The following is a 24,194-nucleotide window of genomic DNA, read 5'->3' on the forward strand; positions in this document are numbered from 1 at the left end:
AGCATGAGCGACGCCAATCTCTCCGTCGATATGCTGGAGCCGGTCGCCGACCTCGGCGGCGCCGCGCAGCCGCTGCTGCAGGTCAAGGGACTGACCAAGCACTTCCCGGTGCGCGGCGGCCTGTTCAGTCCGCGCAAGACCGTGCGCGCCGTCGACGACGTCACCTTCGCGGTCATGAAAGGTGAGACCGTCGGCATCGTCGGCGAATCCGGCTGCGGTAAATCGACCACGGCGCGGCTGTTGATGCACCTGATGGCACGCGATGCCGGCGATATCATCTATGACGGCCGGCAGGTCGGCCCGTCGCTCTCGCTGCGCGATCTGCGGCGTGGCGTGCAGATGGTGTTCCAGGACAGCTACGCCTCGCTCAACCCGCGCCTCACCATCGAGGAATCGATCGCCTTCGGGCCAAAGGTCCACGGCATGGCCGACGACACGGCGCGGACGCTGGCGCGCGAGCTGCTCGCCAAGGTCGGCCTGCGGCCGGAGATTTTTGCCAACCGCTATCCGCATGAGGTGTCCGGCGGCCAGCGCCAGCGCGTCAATATCGCGCGCGCGCTCGCGCTGTCGCCGCGGCTCGTGATCCTCGATGAGGCGGTCTCCGCGCTCGACAAATCGGTCGAGGCGCAGGTGCTCAATCTGCTCGCCGACCTCAAACGCGAATTCGGCCTGACCTATCTGTTCATCAGCCACGATCTCAACGTCGTCCGCTACATCTCCGACCGCGTGCTGGTGATGTATCTCGGCGAGGTCGTCGAACTCGGGCCGGTCGATGCGGTCTGGGACGCGCCGGCGCATCCCTATACCCGCGCGCTGCTGGCGGCGATGCCGTCATCCGATCCCGACAGGCGCACCGAGGTGCCACCGATCTCGGGCGATCCGCCCAATCCGATCGATCCGCCGCCGGGCTGCCGGTTTCACACCCGTTGTCCGTTTGCGGAGCCGCTCTGCGCAAACGACACGCCAAAACTCAGCGATCTCGATACAATGGGCCATCAAGCGGCGTGCTACATGGCCATTCCTGGCTCGGGGCACAGCCGCGCGCCGGCAAAAGCAAAAGGAGAAAACGCGGCATGACCAGACCCACTCCCAAGGACGTCAAGGTGATCGCGCACGTCGCCGACGTGCCCGCCGACGACGACGTCGCTACCCGGATCGCCAACTCGATCGGGCCGGCATTCGACGGCTCCGCGCCGATCTCCGGCACGCTGCCCTTCGATCTCGAACCCGCGAGCTTCCTGCTGGCGCAGATCGCGCAGAAGATCGAGAAGGTGTCGAAATGAGTTCTGATCCGGCCCTGATGACGCTGACCGCGGTCGCCAAGGCGATTGCCGACAAGAAAGTTTCCTCGCATGAGGTGACGCGCGCCGTGCTGCATCGCATTGCGGAATGGCAGCCGCGCCTCAACGCCTATGTGGCTGTTGAATCCGAGCAGGCGCTGGCCGCCGCCACCGAGGCCGATGCCGCGCTCGCCAGGGGCAATAGTCGCGGTGCGCTGCATGGCGTGCCGCTGGCGCACAAGGACATGTACTATGACGCCGGCAAGGTCGTGACCTGCGGCTCGCTGATTCGCCGCGACTTCGTGCCCAAGACGACTGCGACCGCCCTGCAGCGGCTGAAGGATGCCGGACAGGTCCGCCTCGGCTCGTTGCAGATGGTCGAGTTCGCCTATGGGCCGACCGGCCACAACGTGCATTACGGCGCGGTGCGCAATCCCTGGAACACCGAGCACATCACTGGCGGCTCGTCGTCGGGCTCGGGCTCGGCGGTTGCTGCGCGGCTCACCTTCGCGGCGCTCGGCTCCGACACCGGCGGCTCGGTGCGCATGCCCGCGCATTTCTGTGGCGTCACCGGCCTGAAGACGACGGTCGGCCGCGTCAGCCGCGCCGGTGCGATGCCGCTGTCGCAGTCGCTCGATACGGTCGGTCCGTTGGCGCAGACCGCGGAGGACTGCGCGCTGCTGCTCGGCCTGATGGCCGGGGCGGACCCGGAGGACCTGACAGCGTCGACGCAGCCGGTGCCCGACTACTTGGCCGCGACCAAGCAGTCACTGAAGGGCCTGAAGATCGGCGTGCCGACGTCGTTCTATGTCGACGACCTCGATCCTGAGGTGGCGCGTATCCTCGACGAGACCATCGCCACCCTGAAGAAAGAGGGCGCCGAGATCGTCAAGGTCGAGCTGCCCGATCAGCGCCAGCTCTCCTCGGCATCGCAGCTGGTGCTTGCGGTCGAGGCTGCCGCCTTCCACAAGCGCTGGATGATCGAGCGGCCGCAGGATTACGGCGCGCAGGTCTTGATGCGGCTGCAGAACGGGCTGACCATTCCGGCGGTCACCTATCTCGAGGCGATGCGCTGGCGCGGCCCCGCGCTCGCCGCGCACAATGCGGCGGTCAACGGCGTCGATGCGGTGATTGCGCCGTCGTCGCCGGTGCCGGCACCCACGATTGCCGAGAGCGATGTCGGCAATGGTCCGGGCGCCGACGCGGTGCTGCAGCGCCTGACGCGGTTCACCCGCCCGGTCAACTATCTCGGCCTGCCGTCGCTCTCGATTCCCACCGGCTTCACCAAGACGGGTCTGCCGGTCGGCATGCAGCTGATCGGCCGCTCGTTCGAGGAAGCCGCACTGCTTCGGATCGGCGCTGCGTTCCAGCGCGCGACCGATTTCCACGCCAGGGTGCCCAAGCTCGCATGACCAACCTCGTCGAGATCAACAACCTCAACATCCGCTTCACCGGCGATCGCACGGTCCATGCCGTGAACGATCTCAGCCTGTCGCTCGGCGAGGGCGAGGTGTTGGGGCTGCTCGGCGAGTCCGGCTCGGGCAAGAGCGTGACGCTGCGCGCGTTGATGCGGCTGTTGCCGAAGAAACGCACGCAGATCTCCGGCAGCGTCAAGGTGCTGGGCCAGCAGGTGCTGGCGATGGACGACGAGGCGCTGTCCGCATTCCGCGGCCAGACCGTCTCGATGATCTTCCAGGAGCCGGCGCTGGCGCTCGATCCGGTCTACACCATCGGCCGCCAGATCGCGGAGACGGTGATGCGCCACGAGGGCAAGAGCGAGCGCGAGGCGACGGCCCGCGCGCTCGAAATGCTCGAAGTGGTGCGGATCCCCTCCGCGAAGCGGCGGCTGGACTCCTATCCGCACGAGATGTCGGGCGGCATGCGCCAGCGTGCGATGATCGCGCTTGCGCTGGCCTGCAAGCCGAAGATCCTGCTCGCGGACGAGCCGACCACGGCGCTCGATGCCACCGTGCAGATCCAGATCCTGCTGCTGCTGCGCGAGCTGCAGCGCGAGTTCGGCATGTCGGTGATCTTCGTCACCCACGACATTGGCGTCGCGATCGAGATCTGTGATCGCGTCGCGGTGATGTATGCCGGCCAGATCGTGGAGCAGGGCGCCTTGCGCGACATCGTGCGCTCGCCGGTGCATCCCTATGCGAAGGGTTTGCTGGCCTCGACCATTCACGGCGCGATGCGCGGCCAGCGGCTGGAAACCATTCCGGGCACGCCGCCCTCGCTCGATCACGCGCCGTCCAGTTGCTCCTTCGCACCGCGCTGCAAGTTCGCCGAGCCGCGCTGCAGCGAGCGCTTGCCGCCGGTCGTGCAGGTCGCTCCCGGCCGCTTGGCACGGTGCATCCTGGCCGAGCCGGCGCCCGCCACGGTTTAGCTCGCGCGCGCGACCGCGTCCGTGATCCAGCGTCGCACCGCGGCGATGCGGCGGTCTCGCGCCTGCTCGGTGCGGGAGACCAGGTAGATCGTCTCGCTGTATGCGGCCTCGAACGCAAACGGCGCCACCAGCCGCTTGCCGAAGCCCGGCCGCACCTTGATCAGGGGCGCGATCGCAATCGCGACGCCGAGCCCGTGTTCGGCGGCCTCCAGCATCGCCGGCACGCTGTCGAGCCACAGATGTCCGCGCGGAGCGAGATTCGGCAGCCCGGCCTCCTTCAGCCAGGCCGGCCACGCCCGCGGCTGCGTCGTGACATGAATCAGCACCTCGCGCGACAGGTCCGCAGGGGTCCGAAGACCTGCCTTGACCAGCGCCGGCGCACAGACCGGCATCCCTTTGACCTGCACCAGCGGCTCGACCTTCAGTCCGGCGGCGTGTTCCCGCCCGTAGCGGATCGCGACATCGACGCGTGAACCGTTGAAGTCGGCATATTGGTGGGTGGCCTCGATCCGCAGCGTCAGTTTCGGATGGCGCCGCTTGAACTCCGGCAGCGCCGGCAGCAGCACGGCGCTGGTGAAGAACGGCAAAGAGCTGATCCAGAGCTCGCCGCTGGCCTCGCCGCGTTGCCGCAGCATGTCACGGCTCGCCTCCTGCAGCGTCGCCAGCGCGGCCGACACTTTTGCGAGGTAGCGCTCGCCGTCGTCGGTCAATCGCACTTGGCGCGCGCCGCGGACGAACAGCCTGGTGCCGAACTGCTCTTCCAGCCCGCGGATCTGATGGCTGATCGCCGAAGGGCTCAGCGACAGGTCTCGCGCGGCGCGCCGGAAGCTGAGTTGGGTGGCCGCGCGCTCGAAGGCGAGCAGTGCCGGCAGCGGCGGGATCACCCGCGGATCTGGGGCATCCAAGGGGTGAATCCTGCTCACCTGAAGTGATGAATGGCCTTTTGTCATGGCCGCTATTCTTGGATCAGATTGGCCGAACGCTCAATCCTGCTCATCTCAGGGATCATTCGCCTTGGCCATCTTCGAACCGCTCGCCACGCCCCATCACTGGAAGCCCGCGGCGCTGGCGGCCGGGCCGTTCACCGGCCTTCAGGGCGGGGCGGTCGCAAGCCTGCTGACCGGCGAGGTCGAGGCCATGGCCGGCGCGCGCAATTGGGGCACCGCGATCTCGGCGGCGGCCTGGTTCCTGCGGCCGACGCCAATGGCGGAACTGCGCACGCAGGTTACCGTGGTGACCGAAGGCGGCCGGGTCAGCGTGGTCGACAACACGCTCTGGCCGGCCGGTGAGGAGCAACCCTGCGCGACGGTGCGCGTGACGCTGTCGCGCGAGCGTGCCGTCGAGGTCCCGGGGTTTTACGGGAGCGCTGTCGATCCGGTGGATCCCACGGCATTTCCGTTGCGTAACCTGCGCGCCGTCCATGGCCATGGCCGCAGTTGGTTCATGGATGCGATGGAAGCCCGTGCCGGCGGCGATACCGCCTGGTTTCGCTTGCATCACGCCGTCATTGCGGACGCCGGCCCGCTGGCGCGGGTGCTCGGCCCGGCTGATTGGACCCACGGCATCGCGCGCCCGGTCCAGAACGTGGTGGCCGACCCCAATCCGAACCTCGCGGTGCAGCTGTTCAGGCCACCGCGGGGCGCGTGGATCGGCGTTCGCGCCGAGGCCCGCTGGCGGCCGGAAGCCGGGCTCGGCGTCGGCGGCGGGGTATTGCTCGATGTGGATGGCGAGATCGGCCGGGTCTCGATGTCGGTCATTCTCGTGCCGTTTCCGAGAAGCGCGCCCGCGCAGGGCCAGGGTTCCGCGGCCGGTTAACCCTAATTATTCCGTCAACTGTCGGTGCGATCACAAAATTAGGCCGCGAACCATGCTTTGGTTCACGCGACTTAAAATGGACGGTGGTCGCAAACGTCTATACAACGTGGTGATCACGTAACTCTTTTGTTTGCAGAGATCAGTTTTTATGGCAGCCGCGCCCGCTGTCCGGCGTTCCGAACTGGCTGAGGCGCTGCGCGCTTGCCGCAGCGCTTTTATCGGCGTCGGCCTCATCAGTTGCATGATCAACCTGCTGTACCTGACAGGTTCGATGTTCATGCTGCAAGTCTACGACCGAGTGCTGCCGAGCCGCAGCGTTCCCACCCTGGTCGGCCTCGTGGTCATCGCCGCGGTCCTCTACATCGCCCAAGGCGTGCTCGATCTGCTGCGCGGACGAATCCTCGGCCGCGTCGGCACCTCACTCGACGAAGCGCTCAACGCACGGGTGTTCGACACCGTCGTGCGGCTGCCGCTGATGGCGGGCAATCGCAGCGAGGGCCTGCAGCCGCTGCGCGACCTCGACAATGTGCGCTCCTTCCTCGGCAGCATGGGTCCCGGCGCGTTCTTCGATCTGCCCTGGCTGCCGTTCTACATGGTGATCTGCTTCGCATTCCACTGGCTGCTTGGCGTCACGGCGCTGGTCGGCGCGATCATCCTGGTGACCCTGACGCTGATCACCGAATATTTGTCGCGCACGCCGGCCAAGGAAGCGATGACGCTCGCGGCGCGGCGCAACGATCTCGCCGCCTCCAGCCGCCGCAATGCCGAGGTGCTGGTGGCGATGGGCATGGCCGGCCGCATGAACAAGCGCTGGAACGAGGCCAACGAGGAATATCTGTCCGGCAACCAGCATGCGAGCGACGTCACCGGCGGCCTCGGTGCGGTCGCCAAGGTGCTGCGCATGATGCTGCAGTCCGCCGTGCTCGCGGTCGGTGCCTATCTCGTGATCCATCAGGAGGCCACCGGCGGCATCATCATCGCCGGCTCGATCCTGAGCGCGCGGGCACTGGCGCCGGTCGATCTCGCGATCGCGCATTGGAAGGGCTTCGTCGCCGCGCGGCAGAGCTGGCATCGGCTCAACCGCCTGCTGCAGCAGATGCCGGCGCGTCCCGAGCAGACCCTGTTGCAGGCGCCGGAGAAGAGGCTCTCGGTCGAAGCCGTGACCATGGTCGCGCCGGGCGATCAGCGCGCCATCGTGCAGGACATCACCTTCGCCGTCGAGGCCGGCAGCGGCGTCGGCGTGATTGGCCCGAGCGGCTCCGGCAAGTCGTCGCTGATCCGGGCGCTGGTCGGCGTCTGGATGCCGGCGCGGGGCAAGGTACGGCTCGACGGAGCCGCGCTCGACCAGTGGTCGTCGGACCAGCTCGGCCGTCATGTCGGCTATTTGCCGCAGGACGTCGAGCTGTTCGCCGGTACGGTCGCGCAGAACATCTGCCGGTTCGATCCCGACGCCAAGTCCGACGGCATCATCGCGGCGGCCAAGGAGGCCGGCGTGCATGAGATGATCATCAAGATGCGCGAGGGCTACGACACCCAGGTCGGCGAACAGGGCACTGCGCTCTCCGCGGGCCAGGCACAACGCGTGGCGCTGGCGCGTGCGCTGTACGGCAATCCGTTCCTGATCGTGCTGGATGAGCCGAACTCCAATCTCGACAGCGAAGGCGACGAGGCGCTGACCCGCGCGGTGCGCGGCGCCCGCGAGCGCGGCGCGGTCGTCATTGTGGTTGCGCACCGGCCGATCGGCATCGAGGGCGTCGATCATCTGCTTGTGCTGAAGGACGGACGCATGCAGACCTTCGGGCCGAAGGAAGCCGTGCTCGCGCAGGTGCTGCAGCGTGCCGCGCCGCCGGTGCCGACGCCGATCAAGATCGTCGCGGATGCGGGAGCCGCCAAGTCATGACCGATCAACCGCGCAACGCCCATCGCTCGATCCGCAAGCATCTGATCGTCGGCCTCGTCGTGGTTCTGGTCCTGGGCGGCGGCGTCGGCGGCTGGGCCGCGACGGTGCCGATCTCCGGCGCGCTGATCGCGCCGGGCTCCGTGGTGGTCGAATCCAACGTCAAGAAGGTGCAGCATCCGACCGGCGGCGTCGTCGGCGAAGTCCGGGTGCGCGACGGCGACGTGGTCAAGGCGGGCGACATCGTCGTGCGCCTCGACGAGACCGTCGTGAAGGCCAGCCTTGCAATCGTGGTCAAGACGCTGAACGGGCTCTATGCGCGGGCGGCCCGGCTCGAGGCCGAGCAGCAGGGCCGCGACAAGATCGCCTTTCCGCCGCAACTTACCGAGCAGGCCAAGGATCCCGACGTTCGCGACATCATGGCGAGCGAAACCAAGCTGTTCGAGGTGCGGGTCAATGGCCGCACCGGTCAAAAAGCGCAGCTGCGCGAGCGCGTCACCCAGCTTAACGAGGAGATCTCGGGGCTCGAGGCGCAGGAGAAGTCCAAGGACAAGGAAATCGAGCTGGTGAAAACCGAACTGGTCGGTGTTCGCCAGCTTTACGAGCAGCATCTGGTGCAGCTCACCCGCCTGACCACGCTGGAGCGCGACGCGGCGCGGCTCGCCGGCGAGCGCGCGCAGTACATCGCCTCGCGCGCGCAGGCCAAGGGCAAGATCACCGAGACCGAGCTGCAGATCATCCAGGTGGACAAGGACATGGTCTCGGAGGTCTCGAAGGACCTGCGCGAGGCCAACGACAAGATCGGCGAGTTCGTCGAGCGCAAGGTGACCGCCGAGGACCAGCTCCGCCGTATCGATATCCGCGCACCGCAGGACGGCGTGGTGCTGCAGTCGACCGTGCACACCGTCGGCGGCGTCATCACCGCGGGCGATGCCATCATGATGATCGTGCCGAAGGCCGATGATCTGTCGGTCGAGGCCAAGGTCAATCCGCAGGACATCGACAAGCTGCAGGTCGGACAGAAGACCGTGCTGCGGCTCTCCGCCTTCAACCAGCGCACCACGCCGGAGCTGAACGGCGTCGTCACCCGCGTCTCCGCCGACGTCACCACCGACCAGCGCACCGGGCAGAGCTACTACACCATCCGCGTCTCGATGCCGTCGGAAGAAGTCGCGCGCCTCGGCAGCGAGGTGAAGATCATCCCGGGCATGCCGGTGGAAGCCTTCGTCCAGACCGGCGACCGCACCATGCTGTCCTATCTGATGAAGCCGATGAGCGACCAGTTCATGCGCTCGTTCCGCGAGAAGTAGGTTCTCGCGTTACTGCTTTCGTAGCCCGGGTGAAGCGAAGCGAAATCCGGGAACAGTCGTGCGGTGGATATAGCTGCCCCGGATTGCGCTTCGCTTCATCCGGGCTACGCCGTCTTCGTCAGGTTGCAGGCTCTTTCCTTGCGTCGTCCCTGCGAAAGCAGGGACCCATAACCACAGGATTGAGTTGTTGAAGCAGGCTGTGGCTCGAGCGGACCATCGTCAATGGCCATCGGTGGTTATGGGTCCCGGGTCGCGCTTCGCTTGCCCGGGACGACAGCGGAGATTTATTGCGCCAAATTCTTCAGCAACAACTCCAGCGCCGCCTTCGCAAATGCCTGCATGTTCGCCTGCCGGTCGCTGCTGGCGGTCTCCAGCGTGATCACCTGCTGCCGGAGGCCTGCGACCGCCATGCAGCTGTGGCCGGCGGCGTCGCCGTAGCGGTTGCCGGTCGGGCCGGCGGCGCCGGTCTCCGACAATCCCCAGTCGGTTGTGAGGCGCTCGCGGATCTGCCGCGCCAGCAATTGCGCGTAGGGTTCCGACGACGAGCAGAGCCCGCGCATGGCGTCGTCGGGAATGTCCATCAGCGCGCGCCGCGCGTCGCGGGTGTAGATCACGCCGCCGCCGAGGAAATAGGCCGACGCGCCGGGAACCGCGAGCAGCGATGCGGAGATCAGACCGCCGGTTGAGGATTCCGCGACCGCAATCGTCTGCTTGTTCGCGATCAGCTTTGCGGCGACCTGTTCGGCGATGGATGTGAGCGCGTTCATCGGCGTTCTTTCTCGTTGCTTGCCATGAAAATCCCGTGGGGCGTTCTGCCTTCCTAGCACAGCACGCAGGCCCTTGCCGAGTTGCAGGCCGCGGCATGGCCTGCTTGAATGCGAGCCAAGAACCAAGCGCCGCCCGACAAGCTTGTTGTGAGAGCGTGCGCGGAGGAAACATCATGACGTCGCCGATCGCGGGCGGCGTGGATTGCGATCTGCATCCCGCCGTACCTCACCTCACCAGCCTGCTGCCGTACATGAACGACTACTGGCGCGACCAGGTGACGACGCGCGGCATGACCGACCTGATCTCGCAATCCTATCCGACCAATTCGCCGATCTCGTCGCGGCCGGACTGGCGTCCCGCACAAGGCAAGCCGGGCTCGAGCCTTGCGGACATGCAGCGCCAGGCGCTCGACAGGTTCGGCACGGCCTACGGCATCTGCAATCCGCTTTACGGCGTGCAGATGGTGTTCTCCGAGGACATGGCCGATGCGTTCTGCCGCGCGCTGAACGACTGGCTGGTCAAGGAATGGCTCGACAAGGACGATCGCCTGCGCGGCTCGATCGTGATCCCGGTGCAGAGCATCGAAAAGGCGGTCGCCGAGATCGAGCGCTGCGCGCAGGACAAGCGCTTCGTGCAGGTGCTGATGCTGGTGATGGGTGACATGCCGCTCGGCAAGCGCCACTACTGGCCGATCTACGCCGCGGCGGAACGGCTCGGCCTGCCGGTCGGCATCCATGCCGGCAGCGCCTATCACAATCCGCCGACCTCGGTCGGCTGGGGTTCCTATCACATCGAGGATTATGTCGCGCAGGCGCAGGCGTTCCAGACCCAGCTCACCAGCCTGATCGTCGAGGGCGTGTTCGCGCGCCATCCGAACCTGAAAATGGTGATGCTGGAGTCCGGCTTCACCTGGCTGCCGCCATTCCTGTGGCGGCTGCATAAGTTCTGGCGCGGCGTGCGCATGGAGACGCCGTGGGTCGACCGCGCGCCGCTGGAGATTGTGCGCAGCAACATCCGCTTCTCGCTGCAGCCGATCGATGCGCCGCCGGACGGAGACACGCTGAACCGCCTGTTCGACCATATGCAGTCGGACGAATTGATCCTATTCTCGTCAGACTATCCGCATTGGCAGTTCGATGGTGACGAGGTGCTGCCGCAGGGGTTGTCGCAGGATCTGGTGCGCAAGATCATGGTCGATAATCCGCATGCGACCTATGGCCGGCTCAAGGTGAGGGAGATGACGCCATGAACATCCAGCTTCGCGAGCGCCCCGAAACAGCGTCGCCGACGAGCATCAAGACCGCGATCGCCGACTGCGACATCCATCCGGCCCGCGCCACCAAGGACGAGCTGTATCCTTATCTCGAAAAGCGCTGGCATGCGCATCTCGAGACCTTCGGCGTCCATGCTTATCAGGGCATGATGGAAGGTCCGCCCTATCCGAAGGCGCAGCCGAATGCGTCGCGCCGCGATGCCTATCCGCCGGAAGGCGGCCCGCAGGGCTCGTCGCTGTCCTTCATGCAGAAGCAACACCTCGATCCCAACAATGTCGTGCTCGGCGTGCTCAACCCGCTCAACACCGGGCAGGGCATCCGCAACCAGGATCTCGCCGGCGCGATCTGCTCGGCCATCAACGACTGGCAGATCGAGAAATGGACCAGCAAGGATTCCCGGCTGAAAGGCTCGGTCGTCGTCGCCAATGAGGATGGCATGTCGGCCGCGGCCGAAATCCGCAAGCGCGCGGGCGACACAAATTTCGTCCAGGTGCTGCTGCTGAGCCGCAATGTCGAGCCGCTCGGCCAGCGCCGTTACTGGCCGATCTATGAGGCGGCACAGGAAGCCGGCCTTCCGATCGGCGTGCACGCCTTCGGCTTCGGCGGCAACCCGATTACCGCGTCGGGATGGCCGAGCTACTATATCGAGGAGATGGTCGGGCATTCGCAGTGCCAGCAGACCGCGCTGGCGAGTCTCGTGCTCGAGGGCGTGTTCGAACGCTTCCCGAAATTGAAGATGGTGATGGTGGAGGCCGGGTTCGGATGGGCCCCATCGCTGGCCTGGCGCCTCGACAAGGTGTTTTCGCGGCTGCATACCGAAGTGCCGCATCTGAAGCGCAAGCCGTCGGAATATATCCGCGACCACATCTGGTGGACGACGCAGCCGATGGAGGATCCGGAGAGCCGCGACCATCTGTTCCAGACCATCGAGTGGATCGGCTGGGACAGACTGTTGTTCGCGACCGATTACCCGCATTGGGATTACGACGAGCCGTCGCGCGTGCTGCCGGCCGGCGTCAGCGATGCCAATCGCCAGGCGTTTTATCTCGACAACGCCAGGCAGCTGTACGGTATCGCATGATCCGAAAAAGTGGGAACCGGTTTTTCGAATCAGATTATGCGTGAGAACGATTGATGGCGCGGCATGTGATCGCCCCGGTGGACGAACTGCCGCCGGGTTCGCGAAAATTCCTCGAGATCGACGGACGGCCGATCGCCGTTTTCAACGTCAAGGGCGAGTTCTTCGGCCTGCTGAACCGCTGCCCGCATCAGGGCGCGGCGCTGTGCGAGGGGCCGCTGATCGGGCTCGCCTCGTCGTCGGATCCCGGCGAGATCGAATACACCAAGCTCGGTGAGATCCTGCGCTGCCCCTGGCACGGCTGGGAGTTCGACATCCGCACAGGCCAGTCCTATTGCGACCCGCGCCGCTTCCGCGTGCGCGCCTATCCGGTCAGCGTCGAGCCGGGCACCAATGTGGTCAAGGGGCCGTATGTCGCCGAGACCATCAAGGTCGCGGTGGAGAGCGACTACGTGGTGGTGGATCTGTAGCCGCGACCGTCCCGAAATCCTGTTCACCGGAGATGGCAATCGGTGAGCGTCCTGCAAAGCATCCTCTTGCGTGCGTTTGGCCGTCCTCGGGGTCTCCTGGGGAGGCTCGGCGGCATGATCATGGCGCGCACCAATGCCGATTGCGGCGCGTGGGTCGCAGATCGCCTCGAGGTCGGACCGGACGACAGCGTGCTCGAAGTCGGGTTTGGTCCGGGCGTCGTCCTTCAACGCCTGTCGACGTTGGTGCCGGCGGGACGCGTCGCGGGCATCGATCCGTCGCAGGAGATGGCCGGGCAAGCTCGCGCCCGGAACGCGGCCGCGATCGAGGATGGTCTTGTCGAGCTTCGGCTTGGCTCCGTGGAGCGCATGCCATTCGATGCGGATAGCTTCGACAAGGTGCTGGCGATCAACTCGATGCAAGTCTGGCCGGACGCCATCGCCGGGCTACGGGAGGTCCGGCGCGTGATGAAGCCGAGCGGCAGGATCGCACTCGGCTTTACGCGCTACTCCGGACAGCCCAAGGAAGGGGTCGCGGAAAAGCTGACAGCTGCCGGCTTCACGCAGGCTCAGCTGGTCGAGACAAATGAGTGGTTCTGTGCCCTGGCGACAAAGCCCGATGCAGGATGAGTTCGCAAGCTGGGTTACGCTGCGCTAACCCGCTACCATTCATTCGGCCATCATCCGCCGTTCGCGCGCATAGCGCACCAGCGCAACGAAGCGGTAGATGCCGTGCACGAATTTGCCGTAGGGCATGGTGATGAACAGCGCGAACACCACGCCGAGATGCAGCGCAAGCAGCGGGCCCATCGCGGCGGTCTCGCGCCACAGCAGCAGGGCGAGGCCGGTGATGCTGGTCAGGAACAGCATCAGGATGAACGCGGTATCCATGCCCATGCGCTGCTCGTCGACCAGCACGCGGTCGCGCTTCCATTTCTCGCTGAGCAGACCGAGCGGGCCGACCACGAGTCCGATGCCGCCGAGCGTGCCGAGCACGACGGGCAGGTCCCACCACGCATAGGGCGCCTCGCGCGCCAGCAGATAGTGGTAGAGCGTGCCGACGCAGGTCGCGGCGAAGCACAGGATGAAGCCGTAGAACGTGAAGTGGTGATACAGCTTGCGGCGGTCGGTCGGCTGGTCGTCCTCGTTGAAGCAGCCGACACCGCCGCCGTCGAGATAGCGCAGCTCGCCGGCGTCGCGGACCGCCTGCAACAGCGCCTTCGCATCCGTCGTCATGCCGACCGGCTCGCCGATGTCGCGCCAGAACGCGCGCACGCCCATCACCAGCGCTAGGATCGCGTAGAGCAGGGCCAAGCCGAACAGCAGCGCCATCGCATTGTGCGGCATCAGTTTATAGAACGCGCCTGGACCGGTGTGGATGCCGGTGAGCACGCCGCGATCATTGATCGCGGCGAAGCCGAAGATGAAGGCGGCGACGCTGAGCGATGCGATCAGGCTGATGACGAGGCCGTTGCGAGCGAACGCGGCGGCAAAGGCGCGCGGCCAGGCATAGGCGGCATAGGATTCGGCGCGCGCGACCGCCAGCGTCTTCGGTACATTGACGCTGAATTCGTGCGGCGGCGAGAACTGGCAGTCGGTGTAGCAGGCGCCGCAGCCATGGCAGAGGTTGGCGAGGTAATTGAGATCGCCGTCGGAGAAGGCGCGGCGCATTTCCATCGCGGGAAACACCGCGCACAGGCCCTCGCAATAGCGGCAGGAATTGCACACCGTCATCAGACGGTCGGCTTCCTGCAAGATCCTCGTCCCGTGCATCGCGTCAGTCCCGCCTTCAGTTCCGCGCATTCTTGGCTGCTTCCCGGCCGGCGACGCGGCCGAACACGCTGCCGATGGTCATGCCGATGCCAGCGGCATAGCCCTTGCCGAGCACGTTGCCGGCCATGATCTCGCCGGCGGCGAACATGTTGGCGGACGGCTTGCCGTCCTTCATCAGCATCCGCGCCTCTCTGTTCACGCGGGTGCCGAGATAGGTGAAGGTGATGCCCGGCCGCACCGGATAGGCGAGATAGGGCGGCGTCTCGATCCGGCGCGCCCAATGCGTCTTCGGCGGCGTGATGCCTAGGGTAGCGCAGTCATCGAGGATGGTGTGGTCGAAGGTGCCGGGCTGCACCGCGGCGTTGAACTCGGTGATGGTCTTTTCCAGCGCGGCCGCGTCGAGCTCGAGCTTGCCGGCGAGTTCGGCAATCGTCGCGCCCGCGATCGGCGGAAACAGCGTCGGCATGAAGCTCGTCACCACGGTCGAGTCGAAGATGATGTAGGCGATCTGGTCCGGCTGCGCGGCGACCAGCCGCCCCCAGATCGCGTAGCGCTTCGGCCAGATGTCCTCGCCCTCGTCGTAGAAGCGTTCGGCGTGCTTGTTGACGACGATGCCGAACACGACCGAGTCGTGGCGCGTGATGATGCCTCCGTCGAATTTCGGCGCGCGCGCGTCGATCGCCACCGCATGGCATTGCGTCGGATCGCCGATCTCCTGCACGCCCTTGGCGAGCAGCATCTTGAGGATCGCGCCGCGATTATAGGGCGTGCCGCGGATCAGGAAATTGTCGGCCGCATCGCCCCAGGACTCCTTCAGCCATTCGATGTTGGCCTCGAAGCCGCCGGCGGCCGCGACCAGGGTCGAGGCGCGGACTTCGGTCTTGCCGCCGACCGGTTGCTTCAGCTGCGCCGAAAGGAACATGCCGTCCTCGACCGTGAGGTCGATGACCTCGGCATCGTAGAGGATGTCGACGCCGAGCTCCTCGGCGGTGCGATAGAGCGCGTTCAGCATCGCGCGGCCGCCGCCGAGGAAGAACGAGTTGGTGCGGCCAAGGCTCAGCGTGCCGCCGAGCGAGGGCTGCCAGCGCACACCCTGTTCGACGATCCAGTTCAGGATGTCCTTGGATTCGTGGATCATGAAGCGGGCCAGTTCCTCGTCGGTCTGGCCGCCGGTCACCAGCAGCAAATCGTTCCAGAACTCGTCCTCGGTGTAGGGACCGGTGAGGATTTCGGTCGCCGCGTCATGGGCGCAGCGCATGTTGCGGGTGTGGCGGGTGTTGCCGCCGCGATAGAATTTCGGGGCGCCTTCCAGGACCAGCACGGCGGCGCCGGCGCGCCGTGCGCTGATCGCAGCGCACAGCGCGGCGTTGCCGCCGCCGATCACCAGGACGTCGAACCTGCGCGTCAGATCAACCATGCGCTCTTGTTATCGTTGTTGGCATGGAAAGCAACACGGCCGGGCGCATGAGCATGATCCGGAAAAGCGTGTCGCGATTTTCCGAAGAAGTCATGCCCAGCGAGCCCGCCCGGCCGCGAAGTGGATATCAGGCCGCAACCGTCTCGCGCTGCTCGATGGTCTGGCCGCCACGATAGACGATCAGCGTGGCGACGATGCCGAGAGCTGCGGCGCACATCAGCCAGTAGCCGGGCGAAGCCTTGTCGCCGGTCTGCTGGATCAGCCAGGTCGAGGCGAACGGCGTGAAGGTGCCGAACAGCCCGGCGGCCAGCGCAAAGGCCAGCGAGAAGCAGGTGGTGCGGACATGCGCCGGAACGATCTCGACCAGGCAGCCCAGCATGGTGCCGCTGTAGACGCCGAAATAGAACGAGAACATCATCTCGACCGCCAGCATCTTGCCGAACGACGGATTGGTCACCAGCCAGTGCAGCGCCGGATAGGCCGTGATGAGGGACAGGCCGGCGATCGCCAGCAGCACCGGCTTGCGGCCGATCCGGTCGGACACCGCGCCGCCGACCGGATTCCAGATGAAGTTGGTCACCGCAACCAGCAGCGTCACCAGCAGCGCATCCTGGGTCGAGAGCTTCAGCACGGTCTTGCCGAAGGTCGGCGTGTAGACGGTGACGAAGTAGAAGGTGGTGGTGGTCAGCACCGCGATCATCATGCCGAGGACGACGATGCGCCAGTTCGCGATCGCCGAGGCAAACACCTCGCTCGCGGTCGGATGCTTCTTCATCGCGAGGAACGCCGGGGTCTCCTCCAGCGTCCGGCGCAGGAAGAAGATCACCGGGATGATCAGGCAGCCGACGAAGAACGGGATGCGCCAGCCCCAGGAGGCAACGGTCGCGGCCGGCATGCTCTCGCTGAGGACGAAGCCGAGGATCGAGGCGACGAAGATCGCGACCTGCTGGCTCGCCGACTGGAACGAGGTGTAGAAGCCGCGATTGCCGGGCGTGGCGATCTCCGCGAGATAGACCGAGACGCCGCCGAGCTCGACGCCGGCGGAGAACCCCTGCAGCAGGCGCGCGATCAGCACGATGATCGGCGCCGCAATGCCGATGGTCGCATAGCTCGGGCAGAGCGCGATCACCACGGTGCCGATAGCCATGATCGACAGCGTCACGATCAGGCCCTTGCGGCGGCCGATGCGGTCGATATAGGCGCCGAGCACGACGGCGCCGACCGGGCGCATCAGGGCGCCGAGCCAGAACACGCCGAAGGCGTTGAGCAGCGCCGCGGTCTCGTTCTCGGAGGGGAAGAAGGCCTTTGCAATCGCCTGCGCATAGAAGCCGAACAGGAAGAAGTCGAACTGCTCAAGGAAATTGCCGCTGGTCGCGCGCAGGATGGCGCCAAGACGCGATTTGATCTGCGGGACTTGCGATGAACTCGACTGCGACATAACGCCCTTTCCTCCCCGTGACGAAACGGCCGGCGCAAATTGTTTCGCCGGCCAAAGCAGTTAACTGCCATGTGCGGCAATTTGGCACGCCTGTCCGGCGCGACCAACCCGAAATCACGCGGGGGGCTATGGGAAAAAAGCCGTAGGCGGATATCGCAGGGAGCGTATCGAGCGAAAGGGATACCGGTTCGCGCGAATAAACCTCGTCAAAACAACATTCTAGCGCTTCTGACCTGGTTCAATCAGAACCGAAGCTCCGGCCGTCGTGTGTGCCGCATCAAGGCGCGGCGTGTGCCGTTGTGCCGAGCCAGTCCCGGAACGCGGAGAGCTTTGGCGTATCGGCGCGTCCCTGCGGCGAAACCAGATAGAAGCCGGCGTCGGCTGGCAGCGCGATCTTGAAGGGAACCACGAGGCGGCCCTTGGCGATGTCGTCCTGCACATAGGAGGTGCGGCCCATCGCGATGCCGATGCCGTCGATCGCGGCCTGGATCGTCACGAACAGCAGGTCGAAGGTGACGCCGGGCTGCTTGGAAATATCCGTCGGCAATCCCGCCGCGGTCAGCCACAGCCGCCAGTCGTCGCTGTTGGCGTTGCTGGTGTGCAGGAGCGTGTGATCCCTGAGGTCTTCAGGGCATTTCAGCGGCCTGGTTCCCTGCAGCAGCGACGGGCTGCACACCGGAAACAGCTCATCCGCCATCAGCCAGTCCGCACGCAAGCCCGCCCATTGGCCGCGGCCATAGCGGATCGCCGCGTCGACCTTGTCGCGCTGGAAGTCGACCAGGCTGGTCGAGGTGGTGATGCGAACGTCGATGCCGGAATGCGCCTCCTGGAAGGCCGACAGCCGCGGCAGCAGCCATTTGGCGGCAAGCGATGCCAGCGTCGAGACGGTCAGCACGTGATCGTCGTCCCGGCGCAATAGGCGATCAGTTGCGAGCCTGAGGTCATTGAAGGCGGCGCGGACGCCGGGAAGGTATTCGGTAGCCTCCGGCGTCAGGCTCAGCGAGCGGTTCTGGCGGATAAACAGGCGGACGCCGAGCTCCTCCTCGAGCCGCCGGATCTGATGGCTGATCGCAGTCTGCGTCACGTTCAGTTCGGACGCCGCCAGCGTGAAGCTCATATGCCGTGCGGCGGCCTCGAACGCCCTCAGGCCATTCAGCGAAGGCAGGCGGCTGGTCATCTCTTGGGCGCCTCCAAATACATGACTTTAATTCATGCGAAACGGTACAAAGTGTCGTTTGTGAGCGGACCGAATAGCGCCAATATTAGCGCGAACAGGTTACCGACAGGAGCCGCAGATGTCCATTTTCACCCATGAATCGATGACAAATCATCATACGCCCGGATTGCTGAACCAGGTCGGGGAGACGCTGCATGTCTGGTTGGAGCGTTACGAGCGCCGTCGCGAGCTGTCGCAGTGGACCGAGCGCGATCTGCACGACATCGGCATGTCCCGCAGCGACATCGTGTTCGAGACCGAGAAGCCGTTCTGGCGGGCCTGAGAAGGACGCCATCGCTGGCGTCGCCTCGATCGAGGGGCGCCGGCTAGTTTCTTCACCCGAGGAGCGTGTCATGGTTGCGCTGCATCTCGACGATCTCAAGCAATACTCTGACGTGCTGCGCGCCAAGAACGGCAGCGAGGTCAAGGTGCGCTTCGTCGAGCCGCGCGACCGCGAAGAGCTGCAGAGCTACATCCGCTCGCTCTCCGCGGGGTCCCGTTACAATCGCTTCCTGGGTGCGTTGAGCGAGCTGCCGAAGACGGAGCTCGAACGTTTCATCCACGTCGGCGAGGCTGACCGGTTCACGGTGGTCGCGACGATGCTGGTCGATGGCTTTGAGACCATCGTCGGCGAAGCCCGCTACGCCTTCCATGCCGATACTTCGAGCGTCGAGTTCGGCCTGTCGATCGATGACCGGTGGCAGGGCCACGGCATTGGCAAGGCGCTGCTGAAGAATCTCGAATGCCGCGCGGCGTCCTTCGGAGCCGAGCGCATCTTCGGCGACACGCTGCGTTCCAATGCGACGATGATCGGCCTCGCCCGCAAGTCGGGCTACGCCTTCACCCAGAGCCCCGGCGACTGGAAGCTGGTGCGCTTCGTGAAAGAGATCCACGTCGAACCGCAAGACATTCCCTGTGCCAGCTGGCGGCTTGCCGCCACTTCCCGCTTGGCCGCGATGTCCTCGCTTGCGGTTTGACTGACTAGGCCCGGTTCTGGCCCCTCCAGAACCGGGCCCTTTTCTTTTTGATTGCTCCGACCCCGTAGCCCGGATGAAGCGCAGCGTAATCCGGGGTCGTACCGCGGCGAGACTTGTCCCGGATTTCGCTTCGCTTCATCCGGGCTACGAGTTCTCACCTCCCCTTTTCAAGGGGAGGTCGCTTTGCTCGTCAGAGCAAAGCGGGTGGGGATCAGCGCTCTCCTCGAGCAACAGTGCGTGCGGCTGGACCCCCATCCCGACCTTCCCCCTTTCAGGGGGAAGGAGAAGAGATCGCGCTCAACTCCCCCGGAACACCGGCTTGCGCTTCTCGATGAAGGCCTGCACCGCCTCCTTGTGATCGGCCGTCGTGGTGAGGCGGATCAGCCGCTCGGCCTCGTGGTCGCGCGCGGTGGCGAAGTCGAATTGCAGCGCCTCGTCGAGATTGTCCTTCATGTAGCGCAGCGCCAGCGTCGGGCCCTCGGCGATCGACTTCGCCAGCGCGAACGCTTCGTCCTTCAGCGTCTCATCCGGCACCACGCGGTTGACGAGGCCGATCTGCTCGCACCTCGCGGCGTCGACCTTCTCCGAGGTGAACATCAGCTCGCGGGCGCGCGAGGTGCCGACCAGGCGCGTCAACAGCCAGGCCATGCCGTAGTCGCCGCTCAGCGCGACGCGCAGGTAACCGGTCGAGATGAAGGCGGATTGTGCGGCGATCCGGATGTCGCAGGCCATCGCGATCGCAAGGCCGGCGCCGACCGCGGGGCCGGGAAGGGCGGCAATCGTCGGTTTCCGCACCGAGGCGAGCGCGCCGGTGAGCAGGCGCTGCCGCTCCTGCAAATCCGCGACCTTGTCCTCATAGGACATTTCGAGCTTCTTCTTGTCGCGATGCGCGCCCATGCCCTTGACGTTGCCGCCGGCGCAGAACGCCTTGCCGGCGCCGGTGACGAGCAGCACGCCCACCTCGGGGTTCTCGCCGCAGGTCCTGATCATCGTGCGCAGCGCCGGCGTCAGCGTGTCCGACAGCGAGTTGCGGGCGTCCGGGCGGTTCAGCGTGATGACGGCGACGCGATCGCGGATCACGCAGAGCAGTTCGTCGGTGCCGGTCTCGATCTTGATTTCGTTCGACATGGTTTCCTTCCCCAGTTCCATCCGTCATTCCGAGCCACCCGGTCGGCGCGCAGCGCCGCCGGATGACAGGCTCCGCGAAGCACTCCATGCCGCCGCAAGTGGAGGAATGGATTGCTTCGTCGCTTCGCTGTGCGCAATGACGAATGTGGCGGCGGTTTGCGTTCAGCCTACGCCGCTTGCATGATCTCCGTCATCTCAAAACTTCTCAACCCAGGGCCGCAATTCCAGCTCCCAGGTCCAGGCGCTGCGCGGCTGTTGCAGCACGTTCCAGTAGCTCAATGCAATCGCGTCGGGATCGAGCATCGAGTCCGGCCGGTCGGCGGGCTCGGTGCGGGCGGCGCTGCGGATGCCGCCGTCAATCACGAAATGCGCGACATGGATGCCCTGCGGCGACAATTCGCGTGCCATGCTCTGCGCGAGGCCGCGCAACGCGAACTTGCCCATCGCGAACGGCGCCGACTGCGCATAGCCCTTCACGCTGGCAGAGGCGCCGGTGAACAGGATCGCGCCCTTCTTGTTGGGCAGCATGCGCTTCGCCGCCTCCTGCGCTACCAGGAAGCCGCCGAACGCGGAGACTGCGATTGCCTGCTCGACCTCTGAGGGCACGAGTTCAACGAACGGCCCGCGCGAGCGGCCGCTGGCGTTGTAGACCACGAGATCAGGCGTTCCGATCTCGCGCTCGACCAGACCAAAAAGCCGTTCGACCTCCTCGGCCTTGGTGGTATCGCAGGCATAGGCGCGTGCGCCGGTCTCGGTGCAGAGCGCGCCGAGCTTCTCGATGCTGCGGGCGCCCAGTGCCACGCGAATTCCCTCTCGCGAAAATAGTCGCGTCAACGAGGCGCTGAGGCCCGCGCCGGCACCGACGATCAGGGCGATCTTGTACTTTGGAATATCCATTGGGCTTTCCTTTGCTCGGCCGGAGGAGGATAGTCGTGCCCAAACAAATGAGCACCGAAGCCGGGAATTCAATGCAGCCGCACAAGCAGGATCCGAAAACGTCAGCCGCCACCAACCAGCCGGGGCTGCTGGCGCCCGACACGACGGGAATGAATTTCTACCGGGCCGATCCGGCGCTGACCGATCTTCTGAAGCTGCATCTGCCCGAGGCATTGTTCCGCCACATCGAGCCGCATCTCGACCGCCTCGGTGGGTTAGCCGGAGGCTATCTCGACGAATGCGCGCGGCTTGCCGACCGGCATACGCCGGTGCTGTATCAGCGCGACAAGTTCGGCCGCGACGTGCAGCACATCGAATATCATCCGGCCTATCGCGAGATCGAGAAGGCTGCGTTCGGCGAGTTCGGCATCCATGCGCTGTCGCTCCGCAAGGGCATCATGGGTTGGCCCGACAAATACCCTGTGGTGGCCAAGCACGCCTTCACCTTCCTGTTCAACCAGACCGAATTCGGCATGGGCTGCCCGATCAACGTCACCGACGGATGTGCAAAGCTGCTGGCGAATTTCGGCAGCGAGGCGTTGAAGGCAAAATATCTCGACGGCCTGACCCAGACCGACATGAGCAAGCTGACGCAGGGCGGCCAGTTCATGACCGAGAAGGAGGGCGGCTCCGATGTCGGCACGCTGACCACGCGCGCCGTGCAGGAGGGCGATCATTGGCGGCTCTATGGCGAGAAGTGGTTCTGCTCCAACGCCGATGCCAAGGTGGTGATGCTGCTGGCGCGGCCGGAAGGCGCCGGGCCGGGCACCCGCGGCGTCGGCCTGTTCCTGATGCCGCGTTTCCTCGATGACGGCTCGCAGAACCATTACCGGATCGTGCGGTTGAAGGACAAGCTCGGCACCCGCTCGATGGCCTCGGGCGAGATCAAGCTCGATGGCGCGATCGCTTACGCCGTCGGCAAGCTCGACCGCGGCTTCGTGCAGATGGCCGAGATGGTGAACTCGTCGCGGCTCTCCAACGGCGTGAAGTCGACCGCGCTGATGCGCCGCGCCTGGCACGACGCGATCACCGTGGCGAAGGGCCGCGTGGTGTTCGGCCAGCGCATCATCGACCTGCCGCTGGCGCGGCGCCAACTGATGAAGATCATGCTGCCGACCGAGCAGGCGCTGTCGATGAGCTTTTTGACCGCCGACGCGCTCGACCGCGCCGAGGCCGGCAGCCAGGACGCCGCGGCGCTGCTCCGCATCCTGACGCCGACGTTGAAATTCCGCGCCACCCGCGACGCCCGAAAAGTCTGCGGCGATGCGATGGAGATGCGCGGCGGCATCGGCTACATCGAGGAATTCGTCACGCCGCGGCTGCTGCGCGACGCGCATCTCGGCTCGATCTGGGAGGGGACCGGCAACATCGTCGCGATCGATGCGCTGAAGCGCGCGGTCGGCCGCCATGGCGCCGACAATGCACTCGCCGCCGATCTGCATGCGCGGCTCGATGACAGCCCGAATGTGCCGCAGGCCTGGCGCAACCGGCTGCGCGATCTCAGCGACCGTGCGGTCGCGTTTGCGCGCGAGGTGGCGAGCCGCGTCGACAATGAGGGCGACGCGCGGCGTGCCACCAGCCTGCTCTATCACGTTGCAAGCGCCGTGGCGCTGGCATGGGAGGGCGGACGCATCCACGAGATGCGCGGCGATGCGCGCCGGCTGTTGCTGTCGCGGATGGTGGTCGATCACCGCGTGCTGCCGGGCGATCCGTTCCGGCTAACGGAAAATACCGTTCAGCGCAGGATGACCGAGCACCTGCTCGGCGATCGCGCGGTCGGCATGGCCGAGGTTGGCGAATTGCTTGACGCAGCGTAGGCTGCCGCGCGAGCGAACTTTTCAAACAATCAAAAACGTCAAGGGAGACCCCGATGAAGGCCGCCGTTCTGCATGAAGTCAATCAGCCGCTGGTGATCGAGGATGTCAGCGTGCCCAATCCCGGGCCGCGCGAAGTCCTGATCCGCACCGCGGTCGCGGGCCTCTGTCATTCCGACCTGCACTTCATGGAAGGGCTTTATCCGCACCCGCTGCCGGCGGTGCTTGGCCATGAATCGGCCGGCGTGGTCGAGAAGGTCGGCTCCGACGTCAATTACGTGAAGCCCGGCGATCACGTCGTCACCTGCCTCTCGGTGTTCTGCGGCACCTGCGACAACTGCACCACCGGGCGCACCGTGCTGTGCACCGACACCACCGTGAAGATGCTGCCCGGTGCCTCCAACCGCCTGTCATGGGGCAGGAAGGAGAAGCTGAATCAGTTTCTCAATCTGTCGTCGTTCGCCGAGCAGATGCTGGTGCACGAGAACGCCATCGTGAAGATCAAGAAGGAGATGCCGCTCGATCTCGCCGCGCTGATCGGCTGCGGCGTCATCACCGGTTATGGCGCCGTGGTGAACACCGCGAAGGTCACCGCCGGTGAGACCGTGGCTGTGATCGGCTGCGGCGGCGTCGGCATGGCAGCGATCAACGGCGCGCAGATCGCCGGTGCTGGCCGCATTATCGCGATCGACACCAATCCGGCCAAGCTGCAGCTTGCGACCAAGCTCGGCGCCACCGACATCGTCGATCCGGCCCGCGGCGACGTGGTCCAGCAGGTACGCGAACTCACCGGCGGCGGCGTGCAGCATTCCTTCGAGGTGCTCGGCCGCAAGGACACCGCCGAGCAGGCCTTCGCCATGCTGGCGGCGGGCGGCACCGCGACCATCGTCGGCATGATCCCGTTCGGCCAGAAGATCGAGCTGCACGGCTTCGACTTCCTGCGCGAGCGCCGCATCCAGGGCTCGTCGATGGGCTCCAACCACTTCCGCGTCGACATGCCGCGCCTCGTCGACTTCTACATGCGCGGCAAGCTGCATCTGGAGGACTGGATCTCGGCCAAGCTGAAGCTTTCCGAGATCAACGAGGGCTTTGCCAACATGAAAGCCGGCAAGACGCTGCGGAGCGTGATCATGTTCGACAGCTGACGAACTTGTCGTGGCCCGGCCTGACCGGGCGACCCAGTACGCCGCGGCGGAAGTTGTGTGAAATCAACTGCGGCC

At 65.6% G+C, this 24,194-nt stretch carries 23 protein-coding genes; 15 read left to right on the top strand and 8 right to left on the bottom strand.

The features are described 5' to 3' along the window. Positions 1 to 3 precede the first annotated feature (3 nt). From AC1VNY_RS01285 to AC1VNY_RS01300, 4 genes are read left to right on the top strand one after another with little or no spacing between them, the layout of a single operon-like run. Positions 4 to 1,077: an ABC transporter ATP-binding protein gene (locus AC1VNY_RS01285; RefSeq protein ID WP_482403805.1), complete on the top strand. Its 1,074-nt coding sequence runs from the start codon at positions 4 to 6 to the stop codon at positions 1,075 to 1,077. After that, positions 1,074 to 1,283, top strand: a complete 210-nt coding sequence (locus AC1VNY_RS01290) for a hypothetical protein (RefSeq protein WP_482403806.1) — start codon at positions 1,074 to 1,076, stop codon at positions 1,281 to 1,283. Before AC1VNY_RS01285 ends, AC1VNY_RS01290 begins: the two co-directional genes overlap by 4 nt. Next, positions 1,280 to 2,692 (top strand): amidase, encoded by a 1,413-nt coding sequence (locus AC1VNY_RS01295; RefSeq protein WP_482403807.1) that lies wholly within the window; start codon positions 1,280 to 1,282, stop codon positions 2,690 to 2,692. Before AC1VNY_RS01290 ends, AC1VNY_RS01295 begins: the two co-directional genes overlap by 4 nt. Further along, complete coding sequence (locus tag AC1VNY_RS01300; RefSeq protein ID WP_304497581.1) at positions 2,689 to 3,666, top strand: ABC transporter ATP-binding protein; 978 nt, start codon at positions 2,689 to 2,691, stop codon at positions 3,664 to 3,666. Before AC1VNY_RS01295 ends, AC1VNY_RS01300 begins: the two co-directional genes overlap by 4 nt. Here AC1VNY_RS01300 and AC1VNY_RS01305 read toward each other — a convergent pair. Continuing rightward, positions 3,663 to 4,571 (bottom strand): LysR substrate-binding domain-containing protein, encoded by a 909-nt coding sequence (locus AC1VNY_RS01305; RefSeq protein WP_482403808.1) that lies wholly within the window; start codon positions 4,569 to 4,571, stop codon positions 3,663 to 3,665. The two genes, AC1VNY_RS01300 and AC1VNY_RS01305, sit on opposite strands and share 4 nt — an antisense overlap. Positions 4,572 to 4,680: 109 nt before the next feature. Here AC1VNY_RS01305 and AC1VNY_RS01310 point away from each other — a divergent pair, with 109 nt between their 5' ends. The 3 genes from AC1VNY_RS01310 (at position 4,681) to AC1VNY_RS01320 (ending at position 8,688) form a co-directional block, all read left to right on the top strand. Next, positions 4,681 to 5,481 (top strand): acyl-CoA thioesterase domain-containing protein, encoded by an 801-nt coding sequence (locus AC1VNY_RS01310; protein ID WP_482403809.1) that lies wholly within the window; start codon positions 4,681 to 4,683, stop codon positions 5,479 to 5,481. A 148-nt stretch (positions 5,482 to 5,629) separates the two neighbouring features. Continuing rightward, on the top strand, positions 5,630 to 7,381 hold the full coding sequence (locus tag AC1VNY_RS01315; protein WP_482403810.1) for a type I secretion system permease/ATPase: 1,752 nt from the start codon (positions 5,630 to 5,632) through the stop codon (positions 7,379 to 7,381). Then, positions 7,378 to 8,688, top strand: coding sequence for an HlyD family type I secretion periplasmic adaptor subunit (locus AC1VNY_RS01320; protein WP_482403811.1), 1,311 nt, complete (start codon positions 7,378 to 7,380; stop codon positions 8,686 to 8,688). Before AC1VNY_RS01315 ends, AC1VNY_RS01320 begins: the two co-directional genes overlap by 4 nt. A gap of 284 nt (positions 8,689 to 8,972) precedes the next feature. Here the strand turns inward: AC1VNY_RS01320 and AC1VNY_RS01325 are convergent, their stop codons facing one another. Next, on the bottom strand, positions 8,973 to 9,455 hold the full coding sequence (locus tag AC1VNY_RS01325) for a CinA family protein (RefSeq protein WP_482403812.1): 483 nt from the start codon (positions 9,453 to 9,455) through the stop codon (positions 8,973 to 8,975). A 173-nt stretch (positions 9,456 to 9,628) separates the two neighbouring features. Here AC1VNY_RS01325 and AC1VNY_RS01330 point away from each other — a divergent pair, with 173 nt between their 5' ends. The 4 genes from AC1VNY_RS01330 (at position 9,629) to AC1VNY_RS01345 (ending at position 12,905) form a co-directional block, all read left to right on the top strand. Continuing rightward, a complete protein-coding gene (locus AC1VNY_RS01330; RefSeq protein ID WP_482403813.1) occupies positions 9,629 to 10,705 on the top strand; it encodes an amidohydrolase family protein in 1,077 nt (358 codons plus the stop codon). Further along, on the top strand, positions 10,702 to 11,811 hold the full coding sequence (locus AC1VNY_RS01335) for an amidohydrolase family protein (RefSeq protein ID WP_482403814.1): 1,110 nt from the start codon (positions 10,702 to 10,704) through the stop codon (positions 11,809 to 11,811). The genes AC1VNY_RS01330 and AC1VNY_RS01335 overlap by 4 nt, the downstream gene beginning before the upstream one ends. Before the next feature lie 53 nt (positions 11,812 to 11,864). Further along, positions 11,865 to 12,278, top strand: a complete 414-nt coding sequence (locus tag AC1VNY_RS01340; RefSeq protein ID WP_016846808.1) for a Rieske (2Fe-2S) protein — start codon at positions 11,865 to 11,867, stop codon at positions 12,276 to 12,278. Positions 12,279 to 12,392: 114 nt separating this feature from the next. Beyond that, a complete protein-coding gene (locus AC1VNY_RS01345) occupies positions 12,393 to 12,905 on the top strand; it encodes a class I SAM-dependent methyltransferase (protein ID WP_482403815.1) in 513 nt (170 codons plus the stop codon). A 39-nt stretch (positions 12,906 to 12,944) separates the two neighbouring features. Here AC1VNY_RS01345 and tcuB read toward each other — a convergent pair whose 3' ends face one another. From tcuB to AC1VNY_RS01365, 4 genes are all read right to left on the bottom strand, one after another. Next, entirely contained in the window at positions 12,945 to 14,048 is a 1,104-nt protein-coding gene (gene tcuB, locus AC1VNY_RS01350) for a tricarballylate utilization 4Fe-4S protein TcuB (protein ID WP_482403816.1), read from the bottom strand. Between the two features lie 16 nt (positions 14,049 to 14,064). After that, on the bottom strand, positions 14,065 to 15,465 hold the full coding sequence (gene tcuA, locus AC1VNY_RS01355; protein WP_482403817.1) for an FAD-dependent tricarballylate dehydrogenase TcuA: 1,401 nt from the start codon (positions 15,463 to 15,465) through the stop codon (positions 14,065 to 14,067). A 127-nt stretch (positions 15,466 to 15,592) separates the two neighbouring features. Next, entirely contained in the window at positions 15,593 to 16,903 is a 1,311-nt protein-coding gene (tcuC, locus tag AC1VNY_RS01360) for an MFS transporter (protein WP_375763804.1), read from the bottom strand. A gap of 277 nt (positions 16,904 to 17,180) precedes the next feature. Further along, positions 17,181 to 18,080, bottom strand: coding sequence for a transcriptional regulator GcvA (locus AC1VNY_RS01365; RefSeq protein ID WP_482403818.1), 900 nt, complete (start codon positions 18,078 to 18,080; stop codon positions 17,181 to 17,183). Between the two features lie 118 nt (positions 18,081 to 18,198). Here AC1VNY_RS01365 and AC1VNY_RS01370 point away from each other — a divergent pair, with 118 nt between their 5' ends. Both AC1VNY_RS01370 and AC1VNY_RS01375 read left to right on the top strand, forming a co-directional pair. Beyond that, complete coding sequence (locus AC1VNY_RS01370) at positions 18,199 to 18,402, top strand: DUF1127 domain-containing protein (protein WP_482403819.1); 204 nt, start codon at positions 18,199 to 18,201, stop codon at positions 18,400 to 18,402. A gap of 70 nt (positions 18,403 to 18,472) precedes the next feature. Beyond that, the gene (locus tag AC1VNY_RS01375; RefSeq protein ID WP_168858646.1) at positions 18,473 to 19,096 is read left to right on the top strand and encodes a GNAT family N-acetyltransferase; all 624 of its coding nucleotides are present in this window, start codon (positions 18,473 to 18,475) and stop codon (positions 19,094 to 19,096) included. 297 nt (positions 19,097 to 19,393) lie between these two features. Here the strand turns inward: AC1VNY_RS01375 and AC1VNY_RS01380 are convergent, their stop codons facing one another. Next, positions 19,394 to 20,224: an enoyl-CoA hydratase gene (locus tag AC1VNY_RS01380; protein WP_482403820.1), complete on the bottom strand. Its 831-nt coding sequence runs from the start codon at positions 20,222 to 20,224 to the stop codon at positions 19,394 to 19,396. A 195-nt stretch (positions 20,225 to 20,419) separates the two neighbouring features. Continuing rightward, positions 20,420 to 21,121: an SDR family NAD(P)-dependent oxidoreductase gene (locus AC1VNY_RS01385; protein WP_482403821.1), complete on the bottom strand. Its 702-nt coding sequence runs from the start codon at positions 21,119 to 21,121 to the stop codon at positions 20,420 to 20,422. Between the two features lie 71 nt (positions 21,122 to 21,192). Here AC1VNY_RS01385 and AC1VNY_RS01390 point away from each other — a divergent pair, with 71 nt between their 5' ends. Further along, positions 21,193 to 22,977: an acyl-CoA dehydrogenase family protein gene (locus tag AC1VNY_RS01390; RefSeq protein ID WP_482403902.1), complete on the top strand. Its 1,785-nt coding sequence runs from the start codon at positions 21,193 to 21,195 to the stop codon at positions 22,975 to 22,977. Positions 22,978 to 23,030: 53 nt separating this feature from the next. Beyond that, on the top strand, positions 23,031 to 24,119 hold the full coding sequence (locus AC1VNY_RS01395; protein ID WP_018269116.1) for a Zn-dependent alcohol dehydrogenase: 1,089 nt from the start codon (positions 23,031 to 23,033) through the stop codon (positions 24,117 to 24,119). Positions 24,120 to 24,194 lie beyond the last annotated feature (75 nt).

The sequence above is a fragment of the Bradyrhizobium ferriligni genome, from assembly GCF_056837965.1.